Source organism: Anaerosphaera aminiphila DSM 21120 (assembly GCF_900129925.1).
In the GTDB taxonomy this organism is placed as follows: Bacteria; Bacillota; Clostridia; order Tissierellales; family Peptoniphilaceae; genus Anaerosphaera; species Anaerosphaera aminiphila.
Genome location: NZ_FQXI01000007.1, coordinates 26,036 through 46,917, shown reverse-complemented (window position 1 = coordinate 46,917; position 20,882 = coordinate 26,036). Strand labels below are relative to the sequence as shown.

Below are 20,882 nucleotides of genomic sequence, written 5' to 3'. Positions count from 1 at the left end.
TAAAAAAAGAGCTAATCATATATAGACTAACTCCTTTTTCTAAAATATTTTATTGTAATCACGTGTTATGATTGGGAATCAAGACGCAATCTAAGTGTATTAATAGCACGATATCTATTTAATGCTTCTATTTCGCTATAAACATCTAAAGTATTGCTTACATCTTCAATGGTTACAGCTAATGCATATGGAACATCGATATTCTCTTCATCCCAACGTGAAAATAATTCAAGCCAAATCTGCCAATCACCAGCTTCAAATTTTGAAAACAATTTTGTAAACTGGTGACAAACATCCCATTTTTGTCTACCAACTTTAAAATCTTGTTGAACTGGCTTTAAACGTCCATCAGAACTGCTCTTTTTTAATGATGCCCGTATATATGCCCCTAAATATTCTGTTCCTTTTGTTCTGTCAACTGGTGGCATTGAAATACATGTTACTGAAACTTTTGCAACATTTCTTCCAACCTGAGCAGCTAAAATTTCAGGCATATAAATTGTTACACGTTCTTTAGTAACCTTATTTAAGGTACCTGTTCTCACAAATGTTACTTTGGAGGGAGAAGAATATTTGCTCTCATCTACGTTTGATAAACCTCTACCGTATAAATTATGAGCATATGCCAATTCTTCATCAGTAATACTGTCCTCATCCCAAATAGGCATAGCATTGTGATATAACAAGGCTTTTGCCAACAGGATATCTTGGTTAGGGATAATTCCTAATATTTCTGCAAAATCTCCAGCTACAACAGGAGCAGTAAAACTTGTCCCTGCATCTGGCGTCAGTTGACCGTTTTTGTCTAAAAGTAAAGAATATTTATCTTCAGGCACTGATACTGAACCTGCAATACATGTTATACAACCACCGTAAGCAGTCAAATCAGGTTTAGAAAAACCATTAAATCCTGAACCTATCCGGCTATATGAAGAAACTTCATTTATAGTAGAAAGACTATTTGGGTGCGTTTCTCCTGAAGTTGCTCCAACAACAACAGATAACATAGAATCAGCTGGAGCTGATACTCTCGAATCATCATCATCTAGAATATCTTCTAAACAAGATTCAGTGCTCCACAATTGGTGATTTCCAGCTGAAATAACAAACTGTACATTTCGTTTTAGTTGTAGAGCATCCAATTCATAACCTAAAATACTCATTTCATCCCCTTCAATTGGTGAGGATGCATTTGCAGATAGATTATATATTTTAGATATATCACAAAATGTAGCTACAGCATTCTGAATTCTTTTGATAAACACATTTACAGGAACACTTCCATCTAAAATGTTGCAATCAATAATACGAGTTCTTGGAGTAATTTTCGTACTAGGCAATTGGTCACATATGTATTTGAATGCAACTCTACTAGCAACTTTTGTTCCATGCTCACTATCACCACCAGAAGAACCATCTGTCCAATGATGGAGTATAAGTGGTTCTAATCCTTCTGGAAAATTCACTCCCGAGTCTAATACAGTTACTATGGGTAATTTATCAATAAGAACACTATCGTCCAATTCCAATTCATTTAAATCAATTGCATCTTTTGATGCTGCATCTGCACTAAAAAAATCAGTTTCCTCAATCCTATAAATTGCTGAATCATTCTCGTAATGAAATAAGGAATTCGAAGGTATGATTACCCGAATTACTGGCGTGTTATCTGACAAGTAATATGGTTCTTCCTGAATAATCCCATCTCTGTCTCCAATTTTTTCAACTAATCTTTGTATTGCTAAATCATATATTTCTTCTCTTAAGTTAGGCACAAGCATTAGCTGAATATCCAATGAATCAGGAACCAGATCCGAACAAGTGGTTTTTTGCAAAGAACTTGAATTCTTTTCACTGCCAAGATAAGGCTTAAAATCTTCTATATAATCAAAATATGTTTTACCTGATCCTGAACGAGTATAATCATCTATTCTCTTTTTTAATGATTGAAACTGGTTTTTTGTTGTAGCAATTACAGCCTTATTCTCACTTTTAACAACTTTAACTTCCATACCAGTTGATGTAAATAAATCCTTTTTATCTTTGATCTTTTCTCCATCTGGCAATTCAACTTTGAATATCATTAATCCTGTATCTGATAAAGAATCATCCTCTGAAACATTTTCAATCGCTTGTTTTATTGATTGAAGACTGCTACTTAATTTTTGTCCATGCTCAGTAAAAGATATATTTCTTGGTGTTGTTCTCCCTGTTGGTTTTTTGTCTACCCTAGTAACTTCTTCATCAGGTATCCACAAATGGTTTCTTCTTTTATCACTCATCATTTAGCTCCTCCTTTTTAAAACGATAGTCCAACGTAGATTTGGGAATACTTGTTATCTCTTCTAATGTTCTTAATGATATACCATTTTTTTTAAGCTTATATAGTGCTTTCATAAAATCATCACTATTCTCACTTACAAAAAGTGTGTTTTGTTGCAACCATATTTCTGCAATCTCTTTTTGAGAGACAACTTTATTTACATTTTCCAATACACAATATTTGGCAAGTGATTGCATAAAACTCTGAACTTCTGCACCACTCATACCTTCAGACAATATTGTTAAAGTCTTAATATCAATATCATACTCAGATAATTTTTCAGAATAAAATCTTTCTATAATTTGAGTTCTCTGTTCCACATTTGGTAATTCTAATAGTATTGAAGAATTAAATCTTCGCCAAATAGCTGGATCTAAAAGGTGATGGTGATTTGTTGCAGCTACTAAAAAAACGTTCGATGGCATGGCATCCATATTTTGCAAAAGAGTTGTCACAACCCTCTTGAGCTCCCCTAATTCATTAGAGTCATCTCTTTTTTTAGCAATAGCATCAAACTCATCTAGAAATAACATAATTCTCTTATTCTTAACAAAATCAAAAATTTTTCTTATGTTTGTTCCTGTTTGCCCTAAATAAGAAGAAACTAAGCCATCCAGTTTTACGTATGCAACTGGTATTTGCAACTCGCCTGCTAAAGCATTCGCAGTTAATGTCTTTCCACAACCCGGAGGTCCACAGAATAACAGCCTGTTTGCGGGAGCGATACCTCTATCAATAAGTTTTTCAACAGATTTTTGCTCTGCTACAATTTGCCGAACTGCTTGTAATGTTTTCTCAGGCAAAGCAACATCTGACAATGTAATTTTAGGGGTTAAAATCTCTAATAATTCCAAGGTACTATCCTTATCTTTAGGCATCGGAATTGCATTTTGAACGGAAAAAGACATTTCTGAAAGTGGACTATCGCTATAAGCTGCAGAACGTTTTTTATCATATACATATGCTTTCCTCAGTGAGGAAGATGTTTTAAGATTTCCTTTCTTCTCTTCATCATCAGCTAAAATATTTAATGCATTTTTAAAAGCATCTTCGCTACCAGAGCTATGAGCTTCTATCAATTTAACTACTAAACTTGATTTCATATTGACACCTCTTTTTGGGACACTATTGTTTATACTGTTAAATAGTATCATTTTTATTCCCATTTGTCAACATATTATTGGACACGATTGGACAGGTAATTATTGATTGCAATCTCTCCCCAGAAATAATTATTTTTATATCATCAGGAAAGGTATATATACTGGCAATATCTCATTGATTCTCCGTACATCTTTCATCATTTAAAATAGGTTCAAGTGAGAAATTTTGCCCATCCTTTGTTCTATATATTTTTACGTCCAATTCTGTCCCTCCTTTCAATTTTAGGCACAAAAAAGAGCTAGTCATATAAACTAACTCCCTGTGAAAATGTACTATTTAATTTTATCTATATAAAAAAGCTGCCTACTCAAAATTAAGAGCAAACAACTTTTAGTTTTCATATTCAATTTTATTTATTGGATAACTACAAAATGCCTTAAGGCATCTTTAATTGCCTCTACCTTTTCAGGTGTTGGGTGTTTCCGTTCTTGTTTTAATTCTTCTACTGTATTTGGAGCATCATACATGGGTAATCCTAAATCTCTTTTTACTTCTGCAATATAAGCAGTATGCACTTTGAAATTATATTTGTTTTCTATATACTCTTGTATTATTTTATAGGTTACTCTTTCACTTGGTCTATATTCTTCAGCTTTTCTCGCTATCTCATCAATAGGAATCTGTCCTTCCTCATCACCAAACTCCACATTTACGTTGATATGGCTATCTGCATTTTTGTGGGACAAAGATACTACCGTCTCAACGTGATTTGTTCTTGGAAACTGGTCAAGGCCTTTTATTTCCTCAATCCTATATCCTCTTTTTAAAAACTCCTGCACGTCTCTTACAAATGTCACGGGATTACATGAAATATATAAAAATTCTTCCGGATTAAAGTTAATTATATTTTCAATCGCCCTTGGGTTTATCCCATCTCTTGGCGGGTCTAAAACTATTACGTCCGGCTTTACATCTAAATCTTTTACAACTTGAAAGACATCTCCACAAATAAATTCAATGTTCTCTAAGTTATTTAATTTAACATTTTCTCTTGCTGATTCTACTGCTTCTTCTACTATTTCAACGCCTATTGCCCTTTTTGCATTTCTCCCAAGTATTTGAGTTATAGTTCCCGTTCCTGAGTACAGATCTAAAAGCACTTTGCCTTTTAAGTCTCCAAGCATATTTTCGCCCATTGAGTATAGGACTTTTGCCGATTCAGTATTTGTTTGGAAAAATGAAAATACACTTACTTTAAATTTAAGTCCAAGGAGTTCTTCATATATATAATCTCTTCCAAAGTAGATGTCCACTTTCTCCGGCACAATTGCATCTGACAAGCTGTCGTTTGTAGTGTGAAGAAGTCCAACTATATTTCCTTCTAAGTTTAAGTTTTTTAATTCTTCAAAGTAATCTGAAAAGTCATATTCACTACTTGCCGTTACTATGTTTATTAAAATTTCACCTATAGATGACCTTCTAATCAGCAGGTGCCTTAAAGTTCCAGTGTGTCTCATTTTTTGATAGGGAGGCAAGGTTCCATCAAAGTAATCTCTGGTAAAGGCTCTAATTACATTAAAGTCACTGTGCACAATATTGCACTCATCAGTATTTACTACTTCATAGAATTTATTTCTCATGTGAAGTCCAAGAGACAGGGGGCCGTCTCTGTACTCATCTGAAAATGTATACTCCATTTTATTTCTATAGTGTTTATAATTTGGCGAGCCTAAAAATTCAAAGTTCTCTAATTTAAGCCCTTCACCTTCAAATAAGTTTGTTATTAAGTTCTTTTTATAGACTACTTCGTCATCATAGTTAAAGTTTTGATATGTGCAGCCTCCACAAACTTCAGAGTGCACACAGTTTGCCTCTGTTTCCCATTTAGATTTTTGCACCACATTTAAAAGCTTTCCCTTAGATCTTCTAACTCTTTTAATTTCAACTTCTTGACCGAGTATACCGCCTTTAAATACTATTTTATTTTCATCGTATTCTATTTCACTTTTATTTGGAAAACTGACTTTTCCAACTGTTCCAATTATTGTTTTTTTATTTTGCATATTCTCTCCTCAAAGGATTATTTTATATATTATATCAATATTATTCCTATTTTTGGCTCCTTATGATAAAATTTAAAGGTAAAACATGAAATTAGAGGTTATCTATGAAAAAACATTTTTTAAAAATATTAATTGTACTACTTGCACTTATATTAATTGCAGGTTTTTACTTGTATAAAATTCGCACTGTTGGCGACAATACTGTGCCGGTTATTACCTATCACAGTATTAGTGATAAAAATCCCACTGACAATGAATATATTATAGATGTCAGCACTTTTGAAGAAATGATAAGAACTCTTTCTGAAAATGACTTTCACTTTTTATCTACTGATGAAATAGTAAATGCCATTGAAAACAACGAAAAACTACCTGCAAATTCCATTTTAATAGCTTTTGACGATGGTTACAAAGACAATTTTACAAATGTACTTCCAATACTGGAAAAGTACGATGCCAAAGCTACAGTTTTTGTAATAGGTTCATATATAGGAGAAGTGAAAAACTATTTAACTTGGGACCAAATTCAACAGATGAGTGATTCCGACAGATTTAATATTGAAAGTCACTCCTACAATCTCCACGATTTATTTTTAGACGGCCCACATAAGGGCAAGACTTGGCTCAGTGAAAAGCTTGAAGGTGAAACAGATGAAGAGTATTATGCTAAAGTCAAAAATGACTTAGTTTGGAATAACAATCTAATCTATGAACACACTTCTATATTTCCAAATGCCATTGCCTATCCCGGTGCAATGTTAAATGATACTGTACTAAGGGCTGTAAAAGACTCGGGGCTAAAACTTGGATTTATTGGCGGAAACAAGTCTGCAAGCAGTCTTGAAGATATTGACCAATATAAGATAAAGAGATTTCACATAAAACCAAGTACAAATATTGAAAATACTGTGCGATTTTTAAAACACAATTAATATTAATAACTGCAAACAAAAAGGGCTTAATCTAAAAATTAAGCTCTTTTTATTTACCGCTCTTATCAATTTATATAAACTACCACTCTATAAGTTCCATTATATTTACTACGGGCTTTTCATAGGGATGAATTAGCTCAATAACTTTTTTTGTTTCCTCTAAGTTTTCGCTCTCTATTCTAAACTCCATCTTAACTTCTTCAACTTCACTAACCTTACCAATCTCTCCAATAAAGGGGTTTGATCCTTCAATGGGTCTAAAATTGCCAACTACATTTGAAATTGCATAGACATAATCATAGTTTTCATATTTGAGTATACTTCTCTCATTGAGTGCATTGGCCAAATTAACAACATACTTCTTCGGAATAAACAATTCTATTTTTAAAAACTTTGCCAAATTTATCACCTCATTAATGATTATATAATAGCTATGCCCCTTTTTCAATGTATGTAATTATGTTATTATTGTTAAAGGTGATTATATGAAAATATTATGTGCAGGCCCGACGTCTATTGACAAAAGTGTAATGGACAAAATGGGCGAATCAAAAACTAATCCGGACTTAGATCCGAACTATGAAGCTTTCCATAGAAATGTGGAAAAAAAGATTTCAAAACTAAGTAACACCGACTCCACCAGTTTTATAATGCTGGGAGAAGCAATACTTGGGCTAGAGGCCTCCATATGCTCTCTAATGCAAAAGGGCGAAAGAGTGCTGGTTATATACAATGGTTTTTTTGGAAGGGGATTTTCCGACTATGTAGAAGGTTATGGAGGCATTGCCTACAAATATAAAGACGACTTTCACAGGGGAATAAATCTTGAAAGTTTAAAGGAGTTCTTAGAAAAAGACAGTGACTTTTCAATTGCAACTCTAGTACACTGCGAAACTCCATCTGGAATTACTAACGATATAGAGTCAATTTGCAACCTTTTAAAGAGCTATAATATTTTAACTGTTGTAGATGCTGTGTCCTCTATTGGTGGAGAATACATAGATTTTGATAAATTTGGAATAGATGTGTTGATTGGTGGCAGTCAAAAGTGTATTTCAGCTCCTGTGGGCTCAACTTTAATTACAATATCTGAAACTGCAAAAGAAAAAATTAAAAATAGAAATACAAAAGTTCCAAGTTACTACTTAAATTTTGAAAATTATTACGATTTTAAAGGTGCCCCTTTTTGCTATACCTTTAATGAAAATCTAATCTATGCACTGGACAGAGCTCTGGACTTAGTTTTAGACCACGACTATGTAGAAGTCCACAAAAAATATGCAACTATTACCAGAGAAATTTTTACAAAGTGTGGATTTGAACTATTTGCAGAAGACAGCTTTTCAAACACTGTAACAGCTATTAAAACTCCTGCAGAAATAACCAGTTCACAACTGCTAAGGGCTCTTATGGAAAAAGATATTATTATTTCTAAAGGCGTTGGAAATACTTCTGAAACCCTATTTAGAATAGGCCATATGGGAAAAAATATTGACACAGAAAATTTTAAAGAGCTCTACTTAGCCATAGATGAAATTTTTAAAGAACTAAATGTAAAAAACAAGGGCTCACTATATGAAGAGTTTTTAAAGTATTAAAAATAAAGTTGTTGGACTATTTTAAATCCAACAACTTTATTTTATTAATATATTTAATTTATCACTTAAAAATTAGTCTTATTGTACTCTTTAAATATGTTTTCAAATATATTTGAACTTCCATTGTCAAGTTTATACCACTTGTCACTTACTTTTATAAAATTTCCGCTTCTTGCAATTTCAGTTTTTTTAAATTTATTGTCATATACATTTATAAAGTCTATAGCGCCTCCTGATTCAACTTCTGTGGTGACTTCTTCGCCCTTTAGACTGTTAATTTTAAATATAATATCTTTTAATTTAGCTTCATCTTTTATTGTAGTCATAGTGTTATTTTCAAATCTAATGAGTTCTACATAGGAAGTATTTTTTATATTTAAATCTACAACTTTATTTCTACTTGAAATTAAATTGTAAGATAGTACTAATAAAAGTACAAAAAATGCTATTATGAATAATTTATTTTGACTTGTAGATTTTTTGGATCTTCTTCTCCTGCTAATGTGTACCACCCTCTAAATATTCAATACTCCATTCATAAATACAAACGCTCTTCCCCCAACTCTGACTGTATCTTTTGAAATCATTTCTGCTGTCAGTGTGGATTTTCTATTTATTTCAACTCCCTGAGTTGAAGTTATCTTTTTGTTATCCTTGTCCATATGCTCTGTTATATAGTACATTGTAGCGCCTGTAGACGTTCCTGAACCGGCTTCTTCATTTACTCCTATTGAAGGAGAAAATGTTCTCTGCACAACTTTATCGTCAGACTCCAATGTAAAAACTTGAAAGCTCACTACATTTTCTCTTTCTGAAAGTTCATATATCATTTCATAGTTAGGTTTGATTTTCTTTAACATTTCAGCTGATTTCACCGGAATTACTATATCTGACCCGCCTGTTTCAATTTTTTTAGGCTCTAAGTCAAAGTCTTTAAATCCAATATCTTCCAGCGGTATATTTAATGACTTTGCAATTTCTTCATTAGTAATAGTTTTTTCAACTTCTCTGGTATTTAAAATCATATATACGCTGTCTATTTTATAGTTGTTGTACTCCAATTCTACTTGTATCCTGCCACATTTTGTAAGTTGTTCTATTTTTTGAATTCCTCTTTCAATAGGCAACAAATACTCATTTTCACATAGGGCATAAAATGTTGCAATTGTCGCATGTCCACAGAGATTTATTTCCCTTTCAGGAGTGAAAAACCTAGTGGAATAAAGTCCCGTGTCTATTTTCTTTATAAAAACAGTCTCCGACTGATTTAAATCTTTGGCTATATTTTGCATTTCATCGTCATTTATTTTTCCATGAGATAAAATTACACCTGTGGCATTTCCATTGTAAGCTCTATCTGTAAAAGCATTTACTAAATACATATTAAAATAACGCACTACTTATTCACTCCTTAAAATGGTTTCACATATCCTAGAAAGGTCTTCGTCTGAGTAGTATTCTATTACAATTTTTCTTGATTTGCCCTCGCCCTTAAAGCTGACTTTAGTCCCTAAAATACTTGAGAGCTCTTCTCTTATTCTCTCTTTAAAAATATCAGTTTTTTCAGGTTTTTTTGTCCTTTCAAATATAAGTGTAGTTTCCTTAACTGTATTTCCACTTTCAACAATTCTCATTGCCTCTTTATACTGTTGATCTTTATCTTTTATAGAAAGTAATAGCTTCCCATGAGATATGGAAAGTAAATTATCCTGTAGTAGTTTAATTACCCTCTCGTCTAACTTTAAAAGCCTTATAGTGTTTCCAATGTACTGCCTGCTCTTTCCTATTGCCAGTGACAACTCCTCTTGAGTCATCTTGTATTCGTCTATTACATTTTTATAGCCTAAAGCCTCTTCTATTGGGTTTAAGTCCTTTCTTTGAATGTTTTCAATTAAAGATATCTTATCTGCTTCTTCAGAGTTTATTTCCTTTATAACTGCGGGAATTTCATTTAGTCCTGCTTTTTTTGCAGCTCTAAACCTTCTCTCGCCGGCTATTATAATATATTCATCATCTACTTTACGAAGTATAATCGGCTGTATTACACCGTATTCTCTTATAGAGTTTGAAAGTTCATTTAAAGAGTCCTCATCAAAATACTTTCTAGCTTGATTTTTATTAACCGTTATTAAATCCATTGAAACTTTTTGCAGTCCTCTGTCATCTTCTTGATTTAGTATTTTTTCAACAGCTTCTGAATCTTTAATAAAGTTATTTATTCCTCTTCCCAATCCGCCTTTTTTAACCACTTAATCACCTATTCTCTATTAATAAATTCTTTTGCCAGTTTCGTATAGCTTCTAGCTCCCTTTGAAAACTTGTCGTATTCAAAAATTGTCATTCCATAACTTGGCGCCTCTGCCAATCTCACATTTCTAGGAATTACATTTTTATATACCAAGTCGTCAAAAAATCCCTTTACTTCCTCACAAACTTGAACAGATAGATTTGTTCTGGAGTCATACATACACATTACAACTCCCTCAATTTTTAAATTTGGATTAAAATTATTTTTTACTAAAGTAATAGTATCCATTAGTTGTCCAACGCCTTCCAGGGCATAGTATTCGCTCTGTACAGGAATTAATATACTATCTGATGCCACTAGTGCCATCATTGACAATACACCCAAGGAAGGTGGAGAATCTATAATACAGTAGTCATAGTCCTCTATTAAATTTGATATGTTTTGTTTTAATATTAGTTGCCAAGACTCTCTTTGAGAAAGTTCTATTTCAATGCCCGCTAAATCCGAAGTAGATGGAATTAAATCCAAGTTTTTTGTCTTCGTTTTTATTATTACTTCTGACTCTCCATCTGTAAGCAAGTCGTATACGTTTTTTTCTCTGTCCTTTTCCACTCCAAGTCCGCTAGTTGCATTTGCCTGAGGATCCATATCTATGACTAGTACTTTCTTTTTTAATTTGGCAAGCGCAGCTGAAAGGTTTACGACTGTAGTAGTCTTTCCAACTCCACCTTTTTGATTGAAAACTGTGATAACTTTCGCCATAGTACCTCCCTTTTATTTTTATTTAATATAACGCTCCACGTGGAGCATTATATTTTTTCATTTAATACGCTTAAAATATACTCTTCTACATTTAAGCTTTCCTCTTCAGAGTTTTCAAGTAGTTTTTTATAAACTGACTCTTTAAATAAAAGTTTAACTTCTATTTCATTTTCAACTTCAATTTTATCTTCTGCTTTTTCATCTTCTTTTAAACTCTTTAAAGCTAATATAATTTTTTCTTTATTCAGCTTTATAAATTCCACATCCATTTCAGTGGGAATTTCATTTATTTTTATTCCCTCTTCACCTGTACTTGGATTAATGCCGATTTCTAATTTTAAATTGTCAGCTAAGTTCTTTACTATCTTCTTAAATCTCTCATCTTCCATAGATTACACCTTCATTTTTGTAATTAAACAATGCTCCACGTGGAGCGCTATTTAATTGTCTACCTATAATTATACTTTAAATCTCTTCTTATGCAAATAAAAAAGCAACACTAAACAGTGTCGCTTTTAAAGTGGTTTGTTCTTTGGCTTGCCTCCAGCTCGTGGATACTTAAACGGAGTGCTTTTTATTTTTTTTATTACTACCAGATAATGAGTTATTTCTTCAGGTAGGTCAATTTTTACAACTTCTTCAAGTTTCCCACCCAACACTTCTATAGCTTTTGAAGCTTTCTCCAGCTCTACTTCATATTCCGGACCCTTCATTGCTATTAGATATCCTCCAACTTTTACAAAGGGCAGGTCATATTCTAAGAGTGTAGATAAGTTGGCTACAGCTCTTGATGTGGCAACGTCAAAGGCTTCTCTGTACTCCAGTTTTCTTCCCAACTCTTCAGCTCTTCCGTGAATTGTATCTATATTTTTTAAGTTTAACTTATCTATCACTTCGTTTAAAAATAGTATTCTCTTGTTTAAAGAGTCCAGCAGTGTGATTTTTAAATTTTTGTTGTAAACTTTTAATACTATTCCCGGAAATCCAGCTCCCGTTCCTATGTCAATTACACTTTGACTACCATTTAAATAATCTGCCTTAAAAAGTGACAGAGAGTCCAAGAAGTGTTTAATATCAACTTCATCACTCTTTGTTATCGCTGTGAGATTCATCTTTTGATTCCACTCCAGTAGAATATCCTTGTATTCTTCCAATTCTTTTGCACTTTCAGAGTTTAGATTAAAGTCTTCTATTTTTTTCGCTAAACTCATTTTTGTCTCCTCAACTGTTCAAGGTGTATTAATAGTACGTTAATATCTGCCGGCGAAACTCCCAATATTCTAGATGCTTGACCAAGTGATTCAGGTTTTATCTTTTGTAGCTTTTCTCTGGCTTCAAGTCTTAATCCCTCTATTTTTGAATAGTCCAAATTTAAATCCAACTTTTTGTTTTCAAGCTTTTTAAACTGATTTATCTGCACTTGTTGCTTCTTAATATATCCCTCATATTTAATTTCCGTTTCAACTTCTTCTATTATATCGTCTCTTAACTCAGGTCTTTCTAAGTCAAATACACTTACTTTGCTATAGTCTAACTCAGGTCTTCTAATTAACTCCAGTAAACTTTGAGGGTTTTTAATTGGCGTACTTCTTATTTCTACCAGTATTTCATTATTCTTTTCCGTAGGGTTTATTTGTAGACTTCTAACTCTATTTATTTCTCTATCTATATTTTCTTTTCTATATAAATATCTATCATATTTTTCTCTTGTTACAAGTCCTACATCATAGCCCTTTTGAGTTAATCTAAGGTCTGCATTGTCCTGTCTTAGAGTAAGTCTATACTCAGCTCTTGCAGTCATCATTCTATAAGGCTCTTTTGCTCCCTTTGTAACTAAGTCATCTATTAAAACTCCTATATACGCCTCAGATCTGTCCAATATAAAAGGTTCCTTACTTTGAAGTTTTAAAGCTGCATTTATCCCGGCTACTAATCCCTGTCCGGCAGCTTCTTCATATCCTGAAGATCCGTTTATTTGCCCTGCAAAAAACAATCCAGAGATATCCATGTGTTCAAGAGTTCTCTTTAAAACTGTTGCATCTATTGCATCATACTCAATTGCATAGGCAGACCTCATAATGTGACAGTTTTCAAGGCCTTCTATTTTGTGGTAAATCTCAGTTTGAATTTCTTCCGGTAGAGATGAAGATACTCCCTGTATATACATCTCCTCTGTAGTTAAGCCCTCAGGCTCTATAAACACTTGATGCTTATTCTTGTCTCTAAATCTCATTACCTTGTCTTCAATAGATGGGCAGTATCTTGGCCCAGGCCCTTCGATATCGCCTAGATATAAGGCTGATCTGTTTATATTTTTTAAAATTATCTCATGACTTTCTTCTGTAGTGTATGTCAAATAACAAGCTTCTTGCTCTTTGTCCAAGTCTTTATCTATATTGTCAAAGGAAAAGGGAACTATTTTTTCATCTCCAGGTTGTATTTCCATTTTAGAAAAGTCAATTGATGACTTTAGCACTCTAGCAGGTGTTCCTGTCTTTAGTCTCACAAGGTCCAGTCCTATATCTCTTAGAGAAGTGGAAAGTTCATCCGCTGGTTGAAAGCCCTGTGGTCCTGATGAATAGTTGACTTCACCCATATATATTCTTCCTTTTAAAAATGTTCCAGTACAGATTATTGCCGTCTTTGTCTTGTATATAGCTCCTGTTTTAGACTTAATTCCGAAAACTTTATTGTCTTTTAACAGTATTTCTGTTGCCTCTGCTTCTCTTAAAAACAAATTTTCTTGTTTTTCAATAACTCTCTTCATGCTCTCATGGTATTTTCTCTTGTCTGCCTGCGCTCTAAGGGAGTGTACGGCCGGTCCTTTGGAAGTATTTAACATTCTGGACTGTATAAAAGTTCTGTCAATATTTCTGCCCATTTCACCGCCAAGAGCGTCTACTTCTCTTACTAAGTGGCCTTTTCCTGTTCCTCCAATATTTGGATTACAGCTCATTGCTGCTATTGAATCTAAATTCATACACAAGAGCACTGTTTTAAATCCCATTCTTGCAGTAGCAAGAGCAGCTTCACAACCTGCGTGACCTGCTCCTACAACTACTACATCTGATTCAGATGCTATATATTCTCTTATTTCTGCCATATTATTTTATTCCTACTTTCCAATACAAAATTCGCTAAATACTTTATCTAAAACATCTTCTGTTGTAGTTTGTCCTGTTATTTCTCCCAGACTGGATAATACGTCCTCCAGGTTGACTTCCAGAAGGTCTAAGAAAACTTCGTTGTCTATATCCAGCTTAACTTCATCCATTGATTCTCGGGCCCTTTTAAGAGCTCTCACATGCCTTAAGTTGTTGACGTATACCTCTGAATTTTCTCTTATCTCTCCATCAAAGAACATATTTTTTATCTGTTCTTCAATTTTTAGTATTTCACCTTGTCCCACAACTGATATATCTAAATACTCTCTATCTCCCAGAAGTTCTCTTATATCTTTTTCTGAAACAACTCTGCTTAAATCAGATTTATTCATTAAAATTATTGACTTCTTATTTTTAATTAAGTTTATAATCTCTTCATCATTTATATCAAAAGGTCTTGAACCGTCAAAGATTGCAATGACTAGGTCACTGTCCTCTATGGATTTTTTAGCCAAGTCAACACCTATTTTTTCAACTTTATCTTCTGTATTTCTAATACCTGCCGTATCTGTAATCTTTAAGAGAATTCCCTCTAAGTTTACATAATCTGTTATGACATCTCTGGTAGTGCCTGGTATATCTGTAACTATAGCTCTTTCATCACGCAGTAAACCGTTTAATAGAGAACTCTTTCCCACATTGGGCTTGCCCAGTATTACAGTGTTTATTCCGTCTCTTAGGAGTTTCCCCCTATTTGAATTTTCTATTAATTCATCTAAGCTCTTTATTACGTCTTTTGCATCACTGTTTAAAGAACTATAGGTAGCTTCTACTATTTCATCTTCAGGAAAATCTATATTGGCAACTATTAGCGCCGTCATAGACATTACCTTTTCTCTTATTTCTTCAATTTTTCCTGAAAGTGAACCTTCAAGTTGTCTAATACTCACATCGTAGGATATTTCAGACTTTGACTTTATAAGGTCTATTACTGCTTCGGCCTGCGTTAAATCAAGTCTTCCGTTTAAAAAGGCCCTCTTTGTAAATTCGCCAGGTTCAGCTATTCTAGCTCCTCTGTCCAAGGTCATATTTAATATCTTTCTCACAGATATTATTCCACCATGACAGTAAATTTCAACTACATCTTCTCTTGTGTAGGTGCTTGGTGCCATCATTTTAGCTATTAATACTTCGTCTATAAGTTTGTCACCATCATATATGTGTCCGTATAAAAGTTTTCTATTTTCAGAGTCTGTTAAACTTTTTTTTGAAATAGGTTTAAACATACTATTTGCAATTTCAACAGACTTTTCTCCACTCATTCTAACTATTCCAATTCCCGCTTCTCCTGTGGCTGTTGAGATTGCAGAAATAGTTTCAGTACTCATCATAAAATCACCTTCGCAATATATTAGATTAATATAATACAATAAAACACTGGATATTACTATAAAATAATTAAATTTAATCCCTAAACTCAATCTTTAGCGTAATTATATTAACACTTCTCTATAGTATACAGTATTTTTATTTAAAAATAAAAAAACCGAGTAATCTCGGTTTTAATATTTTCTCTCTTTTTGAATTACTATTTTTCTATAGGGTTCTTTTCCCTCAGAGTGCGTTATTACTCCTTCGTAGTCCTGTAGTGTCTCATGTATTATCTTTCTTTCCTGTGCACTCATTGGCTCCAGTCTTATAGACCTGTTTGTCTTTAAAACCTTTGTAGCCATTTTCTTAGCAAGTTCTCTTAATGTCTGCTCTCTTTTTTTTCTGTAGTCACTTGAATCTACTACTACTCTTATATATTCACTGGAGTTTTTATTTACTATTAAACTCAGTATATATTGAATTGAATCCAGAGTAGCTCCTCTTTTTCCAATTACTATACCCAGTTTTTGTTCATCTCCTAGAATGTTGACTCTTAAAACATTGTCTTTTCTCTCAATTTCAAGGTCATAGTCTATATCAAGTGAATGCATTAGCTTATCCATAAATTCTCTTGTTATATCTTCTTCAGATCTCTCTATAGGAGCATCAATTAGCTCTTCATTAAGAGATTTATTTTCTAGTTCATCCATTCCTGGCATGTTTTGGCTCTTCTCTGGGTCTTCGCTAAATATTTCTTTTAATATTTCCTTAGTATCTTCAACTTTTGACACTTTTACTGTGGCGTCTTTAGCACCAATAAGTCCTAAAAAACCCTTCGAAGGTTCTTCTATAACTTCAACTTTTGCATCTTCAAGTGAAATATTTAGTTCTACTAGAGCCTGACTTACGGCTTCATCTACAGTTTTAGCTGTTTTAATTACATAATTCATTTTGTTTCCTCCATGTTTTTAGCAACAATATAGTTAGAAATCAACTGCTGAATTATTGCAAAAATATTACTTATAGTCCAGTACAATACAAGAGCAGCTTGCATAGTTCTCGACATCCAAAGTATCATTAGAGGCATCATTACCATCATACCTGACATCATAGATTGTGATTGTTGATTTTGCACCGTCTGTTGTGCAGGGTTTTTAGTTGTTATATACGATGTTAAAAATGTTGTCACTGCAGCTATTATTCCCAAAATCATAGACTTGTCTACAACTTCCAAGTTTTGTATAAAAAAGAAATTCTTATTCATTTCAGCAAACATTTTAGCATCGGTAAATGCGTATTTTGCCGGTTCCCAGAACACTCTATAAAATGCCATTAGTATTACTAACTGCACTATCATTGGCAGACAACCTGACAACATATTATAGTTTGAATCCTTATAAAGTTGTTGTTGTTTTACCATTAGAGTTTTTTCATCGTGTTTATACTTTTTTTGTAATTTCTCAAGTTCTGGTTGAAGTTCAGCCATCTTTTTTTGATTCCTTACTTGTGATACAGTTACCGGAACCATTACAAGTTTTAATATAATTGTTGCAATAATAATTGAAAGAGCAAAGAAAGATATACTTTCTGGTTCTGCTGAGAATGTTGATGCCAATACATCATAAATAAATCTTAAAAACATTCCCAAAAGTTTTCTTATTGCTTCCATTATGCCTCCTGTTCTTAAGGAAGTGGATCGTATCCGCCTTTAAAAAAGGGATTACATCTTAAAATTCTTCTTACCGATAGGTAAGAGCCTTTAAAAAATCCATACTTTTCATAGGCCATGTATGCGTATTGAGAACAAGTTGGATAGAATCTACAATGGGCTCCTGGAAATATATACTTTGATATGACTTTTTGATAAAATTTTATTAAACACATAGCTACTTTTTTCACAATATCACCTGATTCTCTTTGATAAATGTATAAAAGAATTCTTAAGTTCATTAAAACTTAACTTATCAACACCTTTTTTAACTACAAATACGTAGTCATATCCGTTTTTTAGCTCTCCACTACACTCTCTGTAAATTTCTTTAAGTCTTCTCTTTATTTTATTTCTAGTGACGGCATTTCCTATTTTTTTAGTAATAGTAAATCCCACTCTCTTGCAGTTTAAGTTGTTTTTCTTATAAAATACAGTAAGACTTTTATTTCCGTTTATGTTTCTTGCCGAATACACTCTTTGAAACTCAATGTTTTTCTTTAAATAACAATCCTTCATTTTTCCTCATTTTTAATTAAGCTGAAAGTATCTTTCTACCTTTTCTTCTTCTTGCCTTAATAATACTTCTTCCTGCTCTAGTTCTCATTCTAGCTCTAAAACCGTGTTCTCTTTTTCTTTGTTTGTTCTTTGGTTGGTATGTTCTCTTCATTTAAAATCACCTCCTAATTACAGTACTACAAATTATATTAGATTAGCCCCATTATTGTCAAGAAATTATAACTAAACTTTTATTTAAAATTAAGTAAGCATCCTAATTTCATCTTGTTGATAAGTTATGGTTTTTTTGTTAAAATATATGTGAATAACTTTATCGTGTTGTTGATGAAAATAAAATTGTTTATAAAAGGAGTTATAAACAGTTTGTGGATAAACTGTTTATAAACTCTATTTTTTAAGTCTTTTTTCACTTAAAAGCTAGATTTCAGTAAAATATCTATCAACAATCTCACATATACATTTAAACTATCAACAGGTTATTAACAAATGTGAATAACTTTATCCATAGTTTTTTATTAACATTTAGTTTTGTTTATAATTTTAGGAGGCATAAAATGGACAAAGATCTCTCCAGTCTATGGAGCGAAATTATGAATAAATTGGAGCAACAGTCTATGGCTTCAGTTTCCTTTAATACATGGTACAAAGATATGAAGCTTAAAGAAATAGACGAAGAGGAAAAAATTTTTTATGTCACTGTTCCCATTGAATTTATGAAAACGCGACTAACTAATAACTCTTCGCAGCTTAGGCTCGTAAAAAAATGTATTCAAGATGTCACCAAAGTAGACTATACGCCAATAATTTTAACAGAAGATGAAAGTAATGTTTCATTAAAAAAAGAATCAAATAATTTTCTTCCTAAATCAAGATTAAATCAAAAGTATATTTTTGAAAATTTTGTAGTGGGGAAGAGCAATGAGTTTGCTCATGCAGCATCACTTGCCGTGGCTGAAAGTTACTTAAACCCCCACGAAGCTCATTCCAATCCGCTTTTTATATATGGTGGAGTTGGACTTGGAAAAACTCACTTAATGCAGGCTATAGGTCATTTTGTACAATCTCAAGACCCAAGTAAAAAAGTTCTCTATGTTACAAGTGAACAATTTACAAATGAACTTATAAATTCTATTCAAACTAATAAAAATGAGGCCTTTAGAAATAAGTACAGAAGAGTTGACCTGCTCTTAATTGACGATATTCAGTTTATTGCTGATAAGGACAGGACTCAAGAGGAATTTTTCCATACATTTAATGAATTACATGAGTCAAATAGACAAATAGTTCTCACATCAGACAAACCGCCAAAGGACATAAAAGCTTTGGAGGAAAGACTTATTTCCAGATTTGCCTGGGGACTAGTGGTGGATATAGGACCTCCTGATTTAGAGACTAGAATTGCTATTTTAAGGTCTAAAGCTGAATCAGAGGGCTTTAATATTCCAAATAACGTAATTAATTTTATTGCCGAAAACGTAAAAAGCAACATTCGTGAGCTTGAAGGAGCTCTTTCAAGAGTAATGGCATATTCAAAACTCACTACAAGTGAAATATCGGAACAGACAGCGGCAATAGTATTAAAAGACCTTTACAATACAAAAAAGGAAAAAGTTATAAATACTCAAATAATAAAAGAAGTTGTTGCAAAGAGCTATAAGGTAAATATAGATGATATAGACTCTAAAAAAAGAACTAGAAGTATTGCATATCCTAGACAAATAGCCATGTATATCGCAAGAGAGCTCACTGATTTATCCCTTCCTAAAATTGGAGAGGAATTTGGAGGAAGAGATCACTCAACAGTAATACATGCTTATAACAAAGTAGAAAGAGATATGGAAGAAGATACTTCCTTAAAAATTAAAATTAACAATTTAATGAGGGAAATAAAGGAGTAAAATCTGTTAACAACTATTAAAGTTATAAGAGAGTTATCAACATGTTATTAAGTTAAAGTATTCTTCATTTATCAACAGTTAACTCACTTATTAACAAATTAACAGGCACTACTACTATTATTAACTATATATACTATATTACTAGGAGAAAAAATTATGAAATTTAAAATTAATAAAAGAGATCTATCTAAACATATTTCAATAGTACAAAAAGCAATATCAACTAGAACTACTATGCAAATATTAGAAGGTATACTATTAAAAGCAAAAGACAATAAATTGACACTTATAGCTTCTGATACAGAAATAACAGTAAATACATCTGTAAGTGCTATAGTTATAGAAGAGGGAGAAATAGTTATAAACTCCAGACTGTTTGGAGATATTATAAGAAAACTTCCCGATGATACTATACACATAGAAGTATTAAATTCAAATATGAACATAAAATGTTTAAACAGTGAATTTAATATTCAATGTCAACCAAGTGATGAATATCCTGATTTACCTAAAATTGATGAAATAGTAAATGTAAAACTAAAGGGCTTTGAATTTAAAGAAGCTATTAGAAAGACTTCCTTTGCAGTTTCTTATGATGAAACCAGAGTTGCATTTACAGGAGTTCTAATGGACATAAAGGAAAATGAAATAAATTTTGTAGCACTTGATGGATTTAGAATGGCACTAAAAAAAATAATAATAAATTCTACAGAAAGTGTCAGCTCTATAGTTCCTGCCAGAAGTTTAAATGAACTTATAAAAATAATAGAAGATGACAGTCAGTTAAATATTTCAATAGGAAAGAATTCAATGAAATTTGATTTTCAAGACACTACATTTTATACAACACTTTTAAGTGGAGAATTTTTTAAATATGATGGACTTATAAGGGAAAATCATTCAACAGTAGTGGAAATAGCAAAAAATATCTTTCAAGATGCACTTGAAAGAGCAAGTTTACTTGCAAAAGAAGACAAGGCAAACCTTGTGAAATTAAATGTAAAAGAAAATGAAATAGAGATAACTTCAAATTCCGAAATTGGAAACGTAGAGGAAATTGTAAGTTCAAAAGTAGATGGAGAACCTTTAAAAATAGCATTTAACTCAAAATATCTACTAGAGGGAATAAAGATAATAGACTCTGAAAAAATCAGTCTTAATTTCACAGATTCCATTAATCCATGTATTATAAAAGAAGACGATGAAAACTACATCTACTTAGTGCTTCCAGTAAGACTTGCAAACTAGGTGA

The 20,882-nt window shown here is 32.4% G+C and carries 21 protein-coding genes; 4 read left to right on the top strand and 17 right to left on the bottom strand.

The genetic code is table 11. From position 1 onward, the window contains the following. Nucleotides 1-65: 65 nt before the first annotated feature. The 3 genes from BUB47_RS05780 to rlmD form a co-directional block, all read right to left on the bottom strand. The gene (locus tag BUB47_RS05780) at nucleotides 66-2,285 is read right to left on the bottom strand and encodes a S8 family peptidase (RefSeq protein ID WP_200779483.1); all 2,220 of its coding nucleotides are present in this window, start codon (nucleotides 2,283-2,285) and stop codon (nucleotides 66-68) included. After that, nucleotides 2,275-3,426 carry an AAA family ATPase gene (locus tag BUB47_RS05775; RefSeq protein ID WP_073184635.1) on the bottom strand — a complete coding sequence of 384 codons (1,152 nt, stop codon included), beginning with the start codon at nucleotides 3,424-3,426 and terminating at the stop codon, nucleotides 2,275-2,277. The genes BUB47_RS05780 and BUB47_RS05775 overlap by 11 nt, the downstream gene beginning before the upstream one ends. A 414-nt stretch (nucleotides 3,427-3,840) precedes the next feature. Then, nucleotides 3,841-5,490: a 23S rRNA (uracil(1939)-C(5))-methyltransferase RlmD gene (gene rlmD / locus BUB47_RS05770; protein WP_073184633.1), complete on the bottom strand. Its 1,650-nt coding sequence runs from the start codon at nucleotides 5,488-5,490 to the stop codon at nucleotides 3,841-3,843. 104 nt (nucleotides 5,491-5,594) lie between these two features. Here rlmD and BUB47_RS05765 point away from each other — a divergent pair, with 104 nt between their 5' ends. After that, complete coding sequence (locus BUB47_RS05765; protein ID WP_073184631.1) at nucleotides 5,595-6,422, top strand: polysaccharide deacetylase family protein; 828 nt, start codon at nucleotides 5,595-5,597, stop codon at nucleotides 6,420-6,422. Nucleotides 6,423-6,501: 79 nt separating this feature from the next. Here BUB47_RS05765 and BUB47_RS05760 read toward each other — a convergent pair whose 3' ends face one another. Then, entirely contained in the window at nucleotides 6,502-6,822 is a 321-nt protein-coding gene (locus BUB47_RS05760) for a YqfO family protein (protein WP_407639558.1), read from the bottom strand. Nucleotides 6,823-6,907: 85 nt separating this feature from the next. Here BUB47_RS05760 and BUB47_RS05755 point away from each other — a divergent pair, with 85 nt between their 5' ends. Then, nucleotides 6,908-8,020 (top strand): pyridoxal-phosphate-dependent aminotransferase family protein, encoded by a 1,113-nt coding sequence (locus BUB47_RS05755; protein ID WP_073184629.1) that lies wholly within the window; start codon nucleotides 6,908-6,910, stop codon nucleotides 8,018-8,020. A gap of 65 nt (nucleotides 8,021-8,085) precedes the next feature. Here the strand turns inward: BUB47_RS05755 and BUB47_RS05750 are convergent, their stop codons facing one another. The 13 genes from BUB47_RS05750 to rpmH all read right to left on the bottom strand — a co-directional run bounded on the left by BUB47_RS05750 (nucleotide 8,086) and on the right by rpmH (nucleotide 17,883). Beyond that, nucleotides 8,086-8,532 carry a hypothetical protein gene (locus tag BUB47_RS05750; protein ID WP_234945640.1) on the bottom strand — a complete coding sequence of 149 codons (447 nt, stop codon included), beginning with the start codon at nucleotides 8,530-8,532 and terminating at the stop codon, nucleotides 8,086-8,088. Nucleotides 8,533-8,535: 3 nt separating this feature from the next. Next, nucleotides 8,536-9,417, bottom strand: a complete 882-nt coding sequence (locus BUB47_RS05745) for a PhzF family phenazine biosynthesis protein (protein ID WP_234945639.1) — start codon at nucleotides 9,415-9,417, stop codon at nucleotides 8,536-8,538. A gap of 3 nt (nucleotides 9,418-9,420) precedes the next feature. After that, nucleotides 9,421-10,269, bottom strand: coding sequence for a ParB/RepB/Spo0J family partition protein (locus tag BUB47_RS05740; protein ID WP_073184626.1), 849 nt, complete (start codon nucleotides 10,267-10,269; stop codon nucleotides 9,421-9,423). A gap of 8 nt (nucleotides 10,270-10,277) precedes the next feature. Beyond that, a complete protein-coding gene (locus BUB47_RS05735) occupies nucleotides 10,278-11,030 on the bottom strand; it encodes a ParA family protein (RefSeq protein WP_073184624.1) in 753 nt (250 codons plus the stop codon). Nucleotides 11,031-11,077: 47 nt separating this feature from the next. Beyond that, nucleotides 11,078-11,419 carry a hypothetical protein gene (locus BUB47_RS05730; protein WP_073184622.1) on the bottom strand — a complete coding sequence of 114 codons (342 nt, stop codon included), beginning with the start codon at nucleotides 11,417-11,419 and terminating at the stop codon, nucleotides 11,078-11,080. A 126-nt stretch (nucleotides 11,420-11,545) separates the two neighbouring features. Continuing rightward, entirely contained in the window at nucleotides 11,546-12,241 is a 696-nt protein-coding gene (gene rsmG, locus BUB47_RS05725) for a 16S rRNA (guanine(527)-N(7))-methyltransferase RsmG (protein WP_073184620.1), read from the bottom strand. Next, nucleotides 12,238-14,133 carry a tRNA uridine-5-carboxymethylaminomethyl(34) synthesis enzyme MnmG gene (gene mnmG / locus BUB47_RS05720; protein WP_073184617.1) on the bottom strand — a complete coding sequence of 632 codons (1,896 nt, stop codon included), beginning with the start codon at nucleotides 14,131-14,133 and terminating at the stop codon, nucleotides 12,238-12,240. Before mnmG ends, rsmG begins: the two co-directional genes overlap by 4 nt. A 12-nt stretch (nucleotides 14,134-14,145) precedes the next feature. Further along, nucleotides 14,146-15,525, bottom strand: coding sequence for a tRNA uridine-5-carboxymethylaminomethyl(34) synthesis GTPase MnmE (mnmE, locus tag BUB47_RS05715; RefSeq protein ID WP_073184615.1), 1,380 nt, complete (start codon nucleotides 15,523-15,525; stop codon nucleotides 14,146-14,148). A gap of 171 nt (nucleotides 15,526-15,696) precedes the next feature. Beyond that, complete coding sequence (jag, locus tag BUB47_RS05710) at nucleotides 15,697-16,455, bottom strand: RNA-binding cell elongation regulator Jag/EloR (RefSeq protein ID WP_073184614.1); 759 nt, start codon at nucleotides 16,453-16,455, stop codon at nucleotides 15,697-15,699. Next, nucleotides 16,452-17,174 (bottom strand): YidC/Oxa1 family membrane protein insertase, encoded by a 723-nt coding sequence (locus BUB47_RS05705; RefSeq protein ID WP_234945638.1) that lies wholly within the window; start codon nucleotides 17,172-17,174, stop codon nucleotides 16,452-16,454. The genes jag and BUB47_RS05705 overlap by 4 nt, the downstream gene beginning before the upstream one ends. Nucleotides 17,175-17,188: 14 nt before the next feature. After that, complete coding sequence (gene yidD / locus BUB47_RS05700; RefSeq protein ID WP_083529081.1) at nucleotides 17,189-17,404, bottom strand: membrane protein insertion efficiency factor YidD; 216 nt, start codon at nucleotides 17,402-17,404, stop codon at nucleotides 17,189-17,191. Between the two features lie 4 nt (nucleotides 17,405-17,408). Then, nucleotides 17,409-17,732, bottom strand: a complete 324-nt coding sequence (gene rnpA, locus BUB47_RS05695) for a ribonuclease P protein component (RefSeq protein WP_073184608.1) — start codon at nucleotides 17,730-17,732, stop codon at nucleotides 17,409-17,411. A 16-nt stretch (nucleotides 17,733-17,748) separates the two neighbouring features. After that, nucleotides 17,749-17,883: a 50S ribosomal protein L34 gene (gene rpmH, locus BUB47_RS05690; RefSeq protein WP_073184606.1), complete on the bottom strand. Its 135-nt coding sequence runs from the start codon at nucleotides 17,881-17,883 to the stop codon at nucleotides 17,749-17,751. Nucleotides 17,884-18,286: 403 nt separating this feature from the next. Here rpmH and dnaA point away from each other — a divergent pair, with 403 nt between their 5' ends. Both dnaA and dnaN read left to right on the top strand, forming a co-directional pair. Next, a complete protein-coding gene (dnaA, locus tag BUB47_RS05685; RefSeq protein WP_073184604.1) occupies nucleotides 18,287-19,630 on the top strand; it encodes a chromosomal replication initiator protein DnaA in 1,344 nt (447 codons plus the stop codon). Nucleotides 19,631-19,786: 156 nt separating this feature from the next. Beyond that, the gene (dnaN, locus tag BUB47_RS05680; RefSeq protein ID WP_073184603.1) at nucleotides 19,787-20,878 is read left to right on the top strand and encodes a DNA polymerase III subunit beta; all 1,092 of its coding nucleotides are present in this window, start codon (nucleotides 19,787-19,789) and stop codon (nucleotides 20,876-20,878) included. Nucleotides 20,879-20,882: the final 4 nt, after the last annotated feature.

Coding starts and splice junctions, on each gene's coding strand:
- BUB47_RS05780 (WP_200779483.1), bottom strand. CDS start 2,285: ATGATGAGTGATAAAAGAAGAAACCATTTGTGGATACCTGATGAAGAA.
- BUB47_RS05775 (WP_073184635.1), bottom strand. CDS start 3,426: ATGAAATCAAGTTTAGTAGTTAAATTGATAGAAGCTCATAGCTCTGGT.
- rlmD (WP_073184633.1), bottom strand. CDS start 5,490: ATGCAAAATAAAAAAACAATAATTGGAACAGTTGGAAAAGTCAGTTTT.
- BUB47_RS05765 (WP_073184631.1), top strand. CDS start 5,595: ATGAAAAAACATTTTTTAAAAATATTAATTGTACTACTTGCACTTATA.
- BUB47_RS05755 (WP_073184629.1), top strand. CDS start 6,908: ATGAAAATATTATGTGCAGGCCCGACGTCTATTGACAAAAGTGTAATG.
- BUB47_RS05735 (WP_073184624.1), bottom strand. CDS start 11,030: ATGGCGAAAGTTATCACAGTTTTCAATCAAAAAGGTGGAGTTGGAAAG.
- BUB47_RS05730 (WP_073184622.1), bottom strand. CDS start 11,419: ATGGAAGATGAGAGATTTAAGAAGATAGTAAAGAACTTAGCTGACAAT.
- rsmG (WP_073184620.1), bottom strand. CDS start 12,241: ATGAGTTTAGCGAAAAAAATAGAAGACTTTAATCTAAACTCTGAAAGT.
- mnmG (WP_073184617.1), bottom strand. CDS start 14,133: ATGGCAGAAATAAGAGAATATATAGCATCTGAATCAGATGTAGTAGTT.
- mnmE (WP_073184615.1), bottom strand. CDS start 15,525: ATGATGAGTACTGAAACTATTTCTGCAATCTCAACAGCCACAGGAGAA.
- jag (WP_073184614.1), bottom strand. CDS start 16,455: ATGAATTATGTAATTAAAACAGCTAAAACTGTAGATGAAGCCGTAAGT.
- BUB47_RS05705 (WP_234945638.1), bottom strand. CDS start 17,174: ATGGAAGCAATAAGAAAACTTTTGGGAATGTTTTTAAGATTTATTTAT.
- rnpA (WP_073184608.1), bottom strand. CDS start 17,732: ATGAAGGATTGTTATTTAAAGAAAAACATTGAGTTTCAAAGAGTGTAT.
- rpmH (WP_073184606.1), bottom strand. CDS start 17,883: ATGAAGAGAACATACCAACCAAAGAACAAACAAAGAAAAAGAGAACAC.
- dnaA (WP_073184604.1), top strand. CDS start 18,287: ATGGACAAAGATCTCTCCAGTCTATGGAGCGAAATTATGAATAAATTG.
- dnaN (WP_073184603.1), top strand. CDS start 19,787: ATGAAATTTAAAATTAATAAAAGAGATCTATCTAAACATATTTCAATA.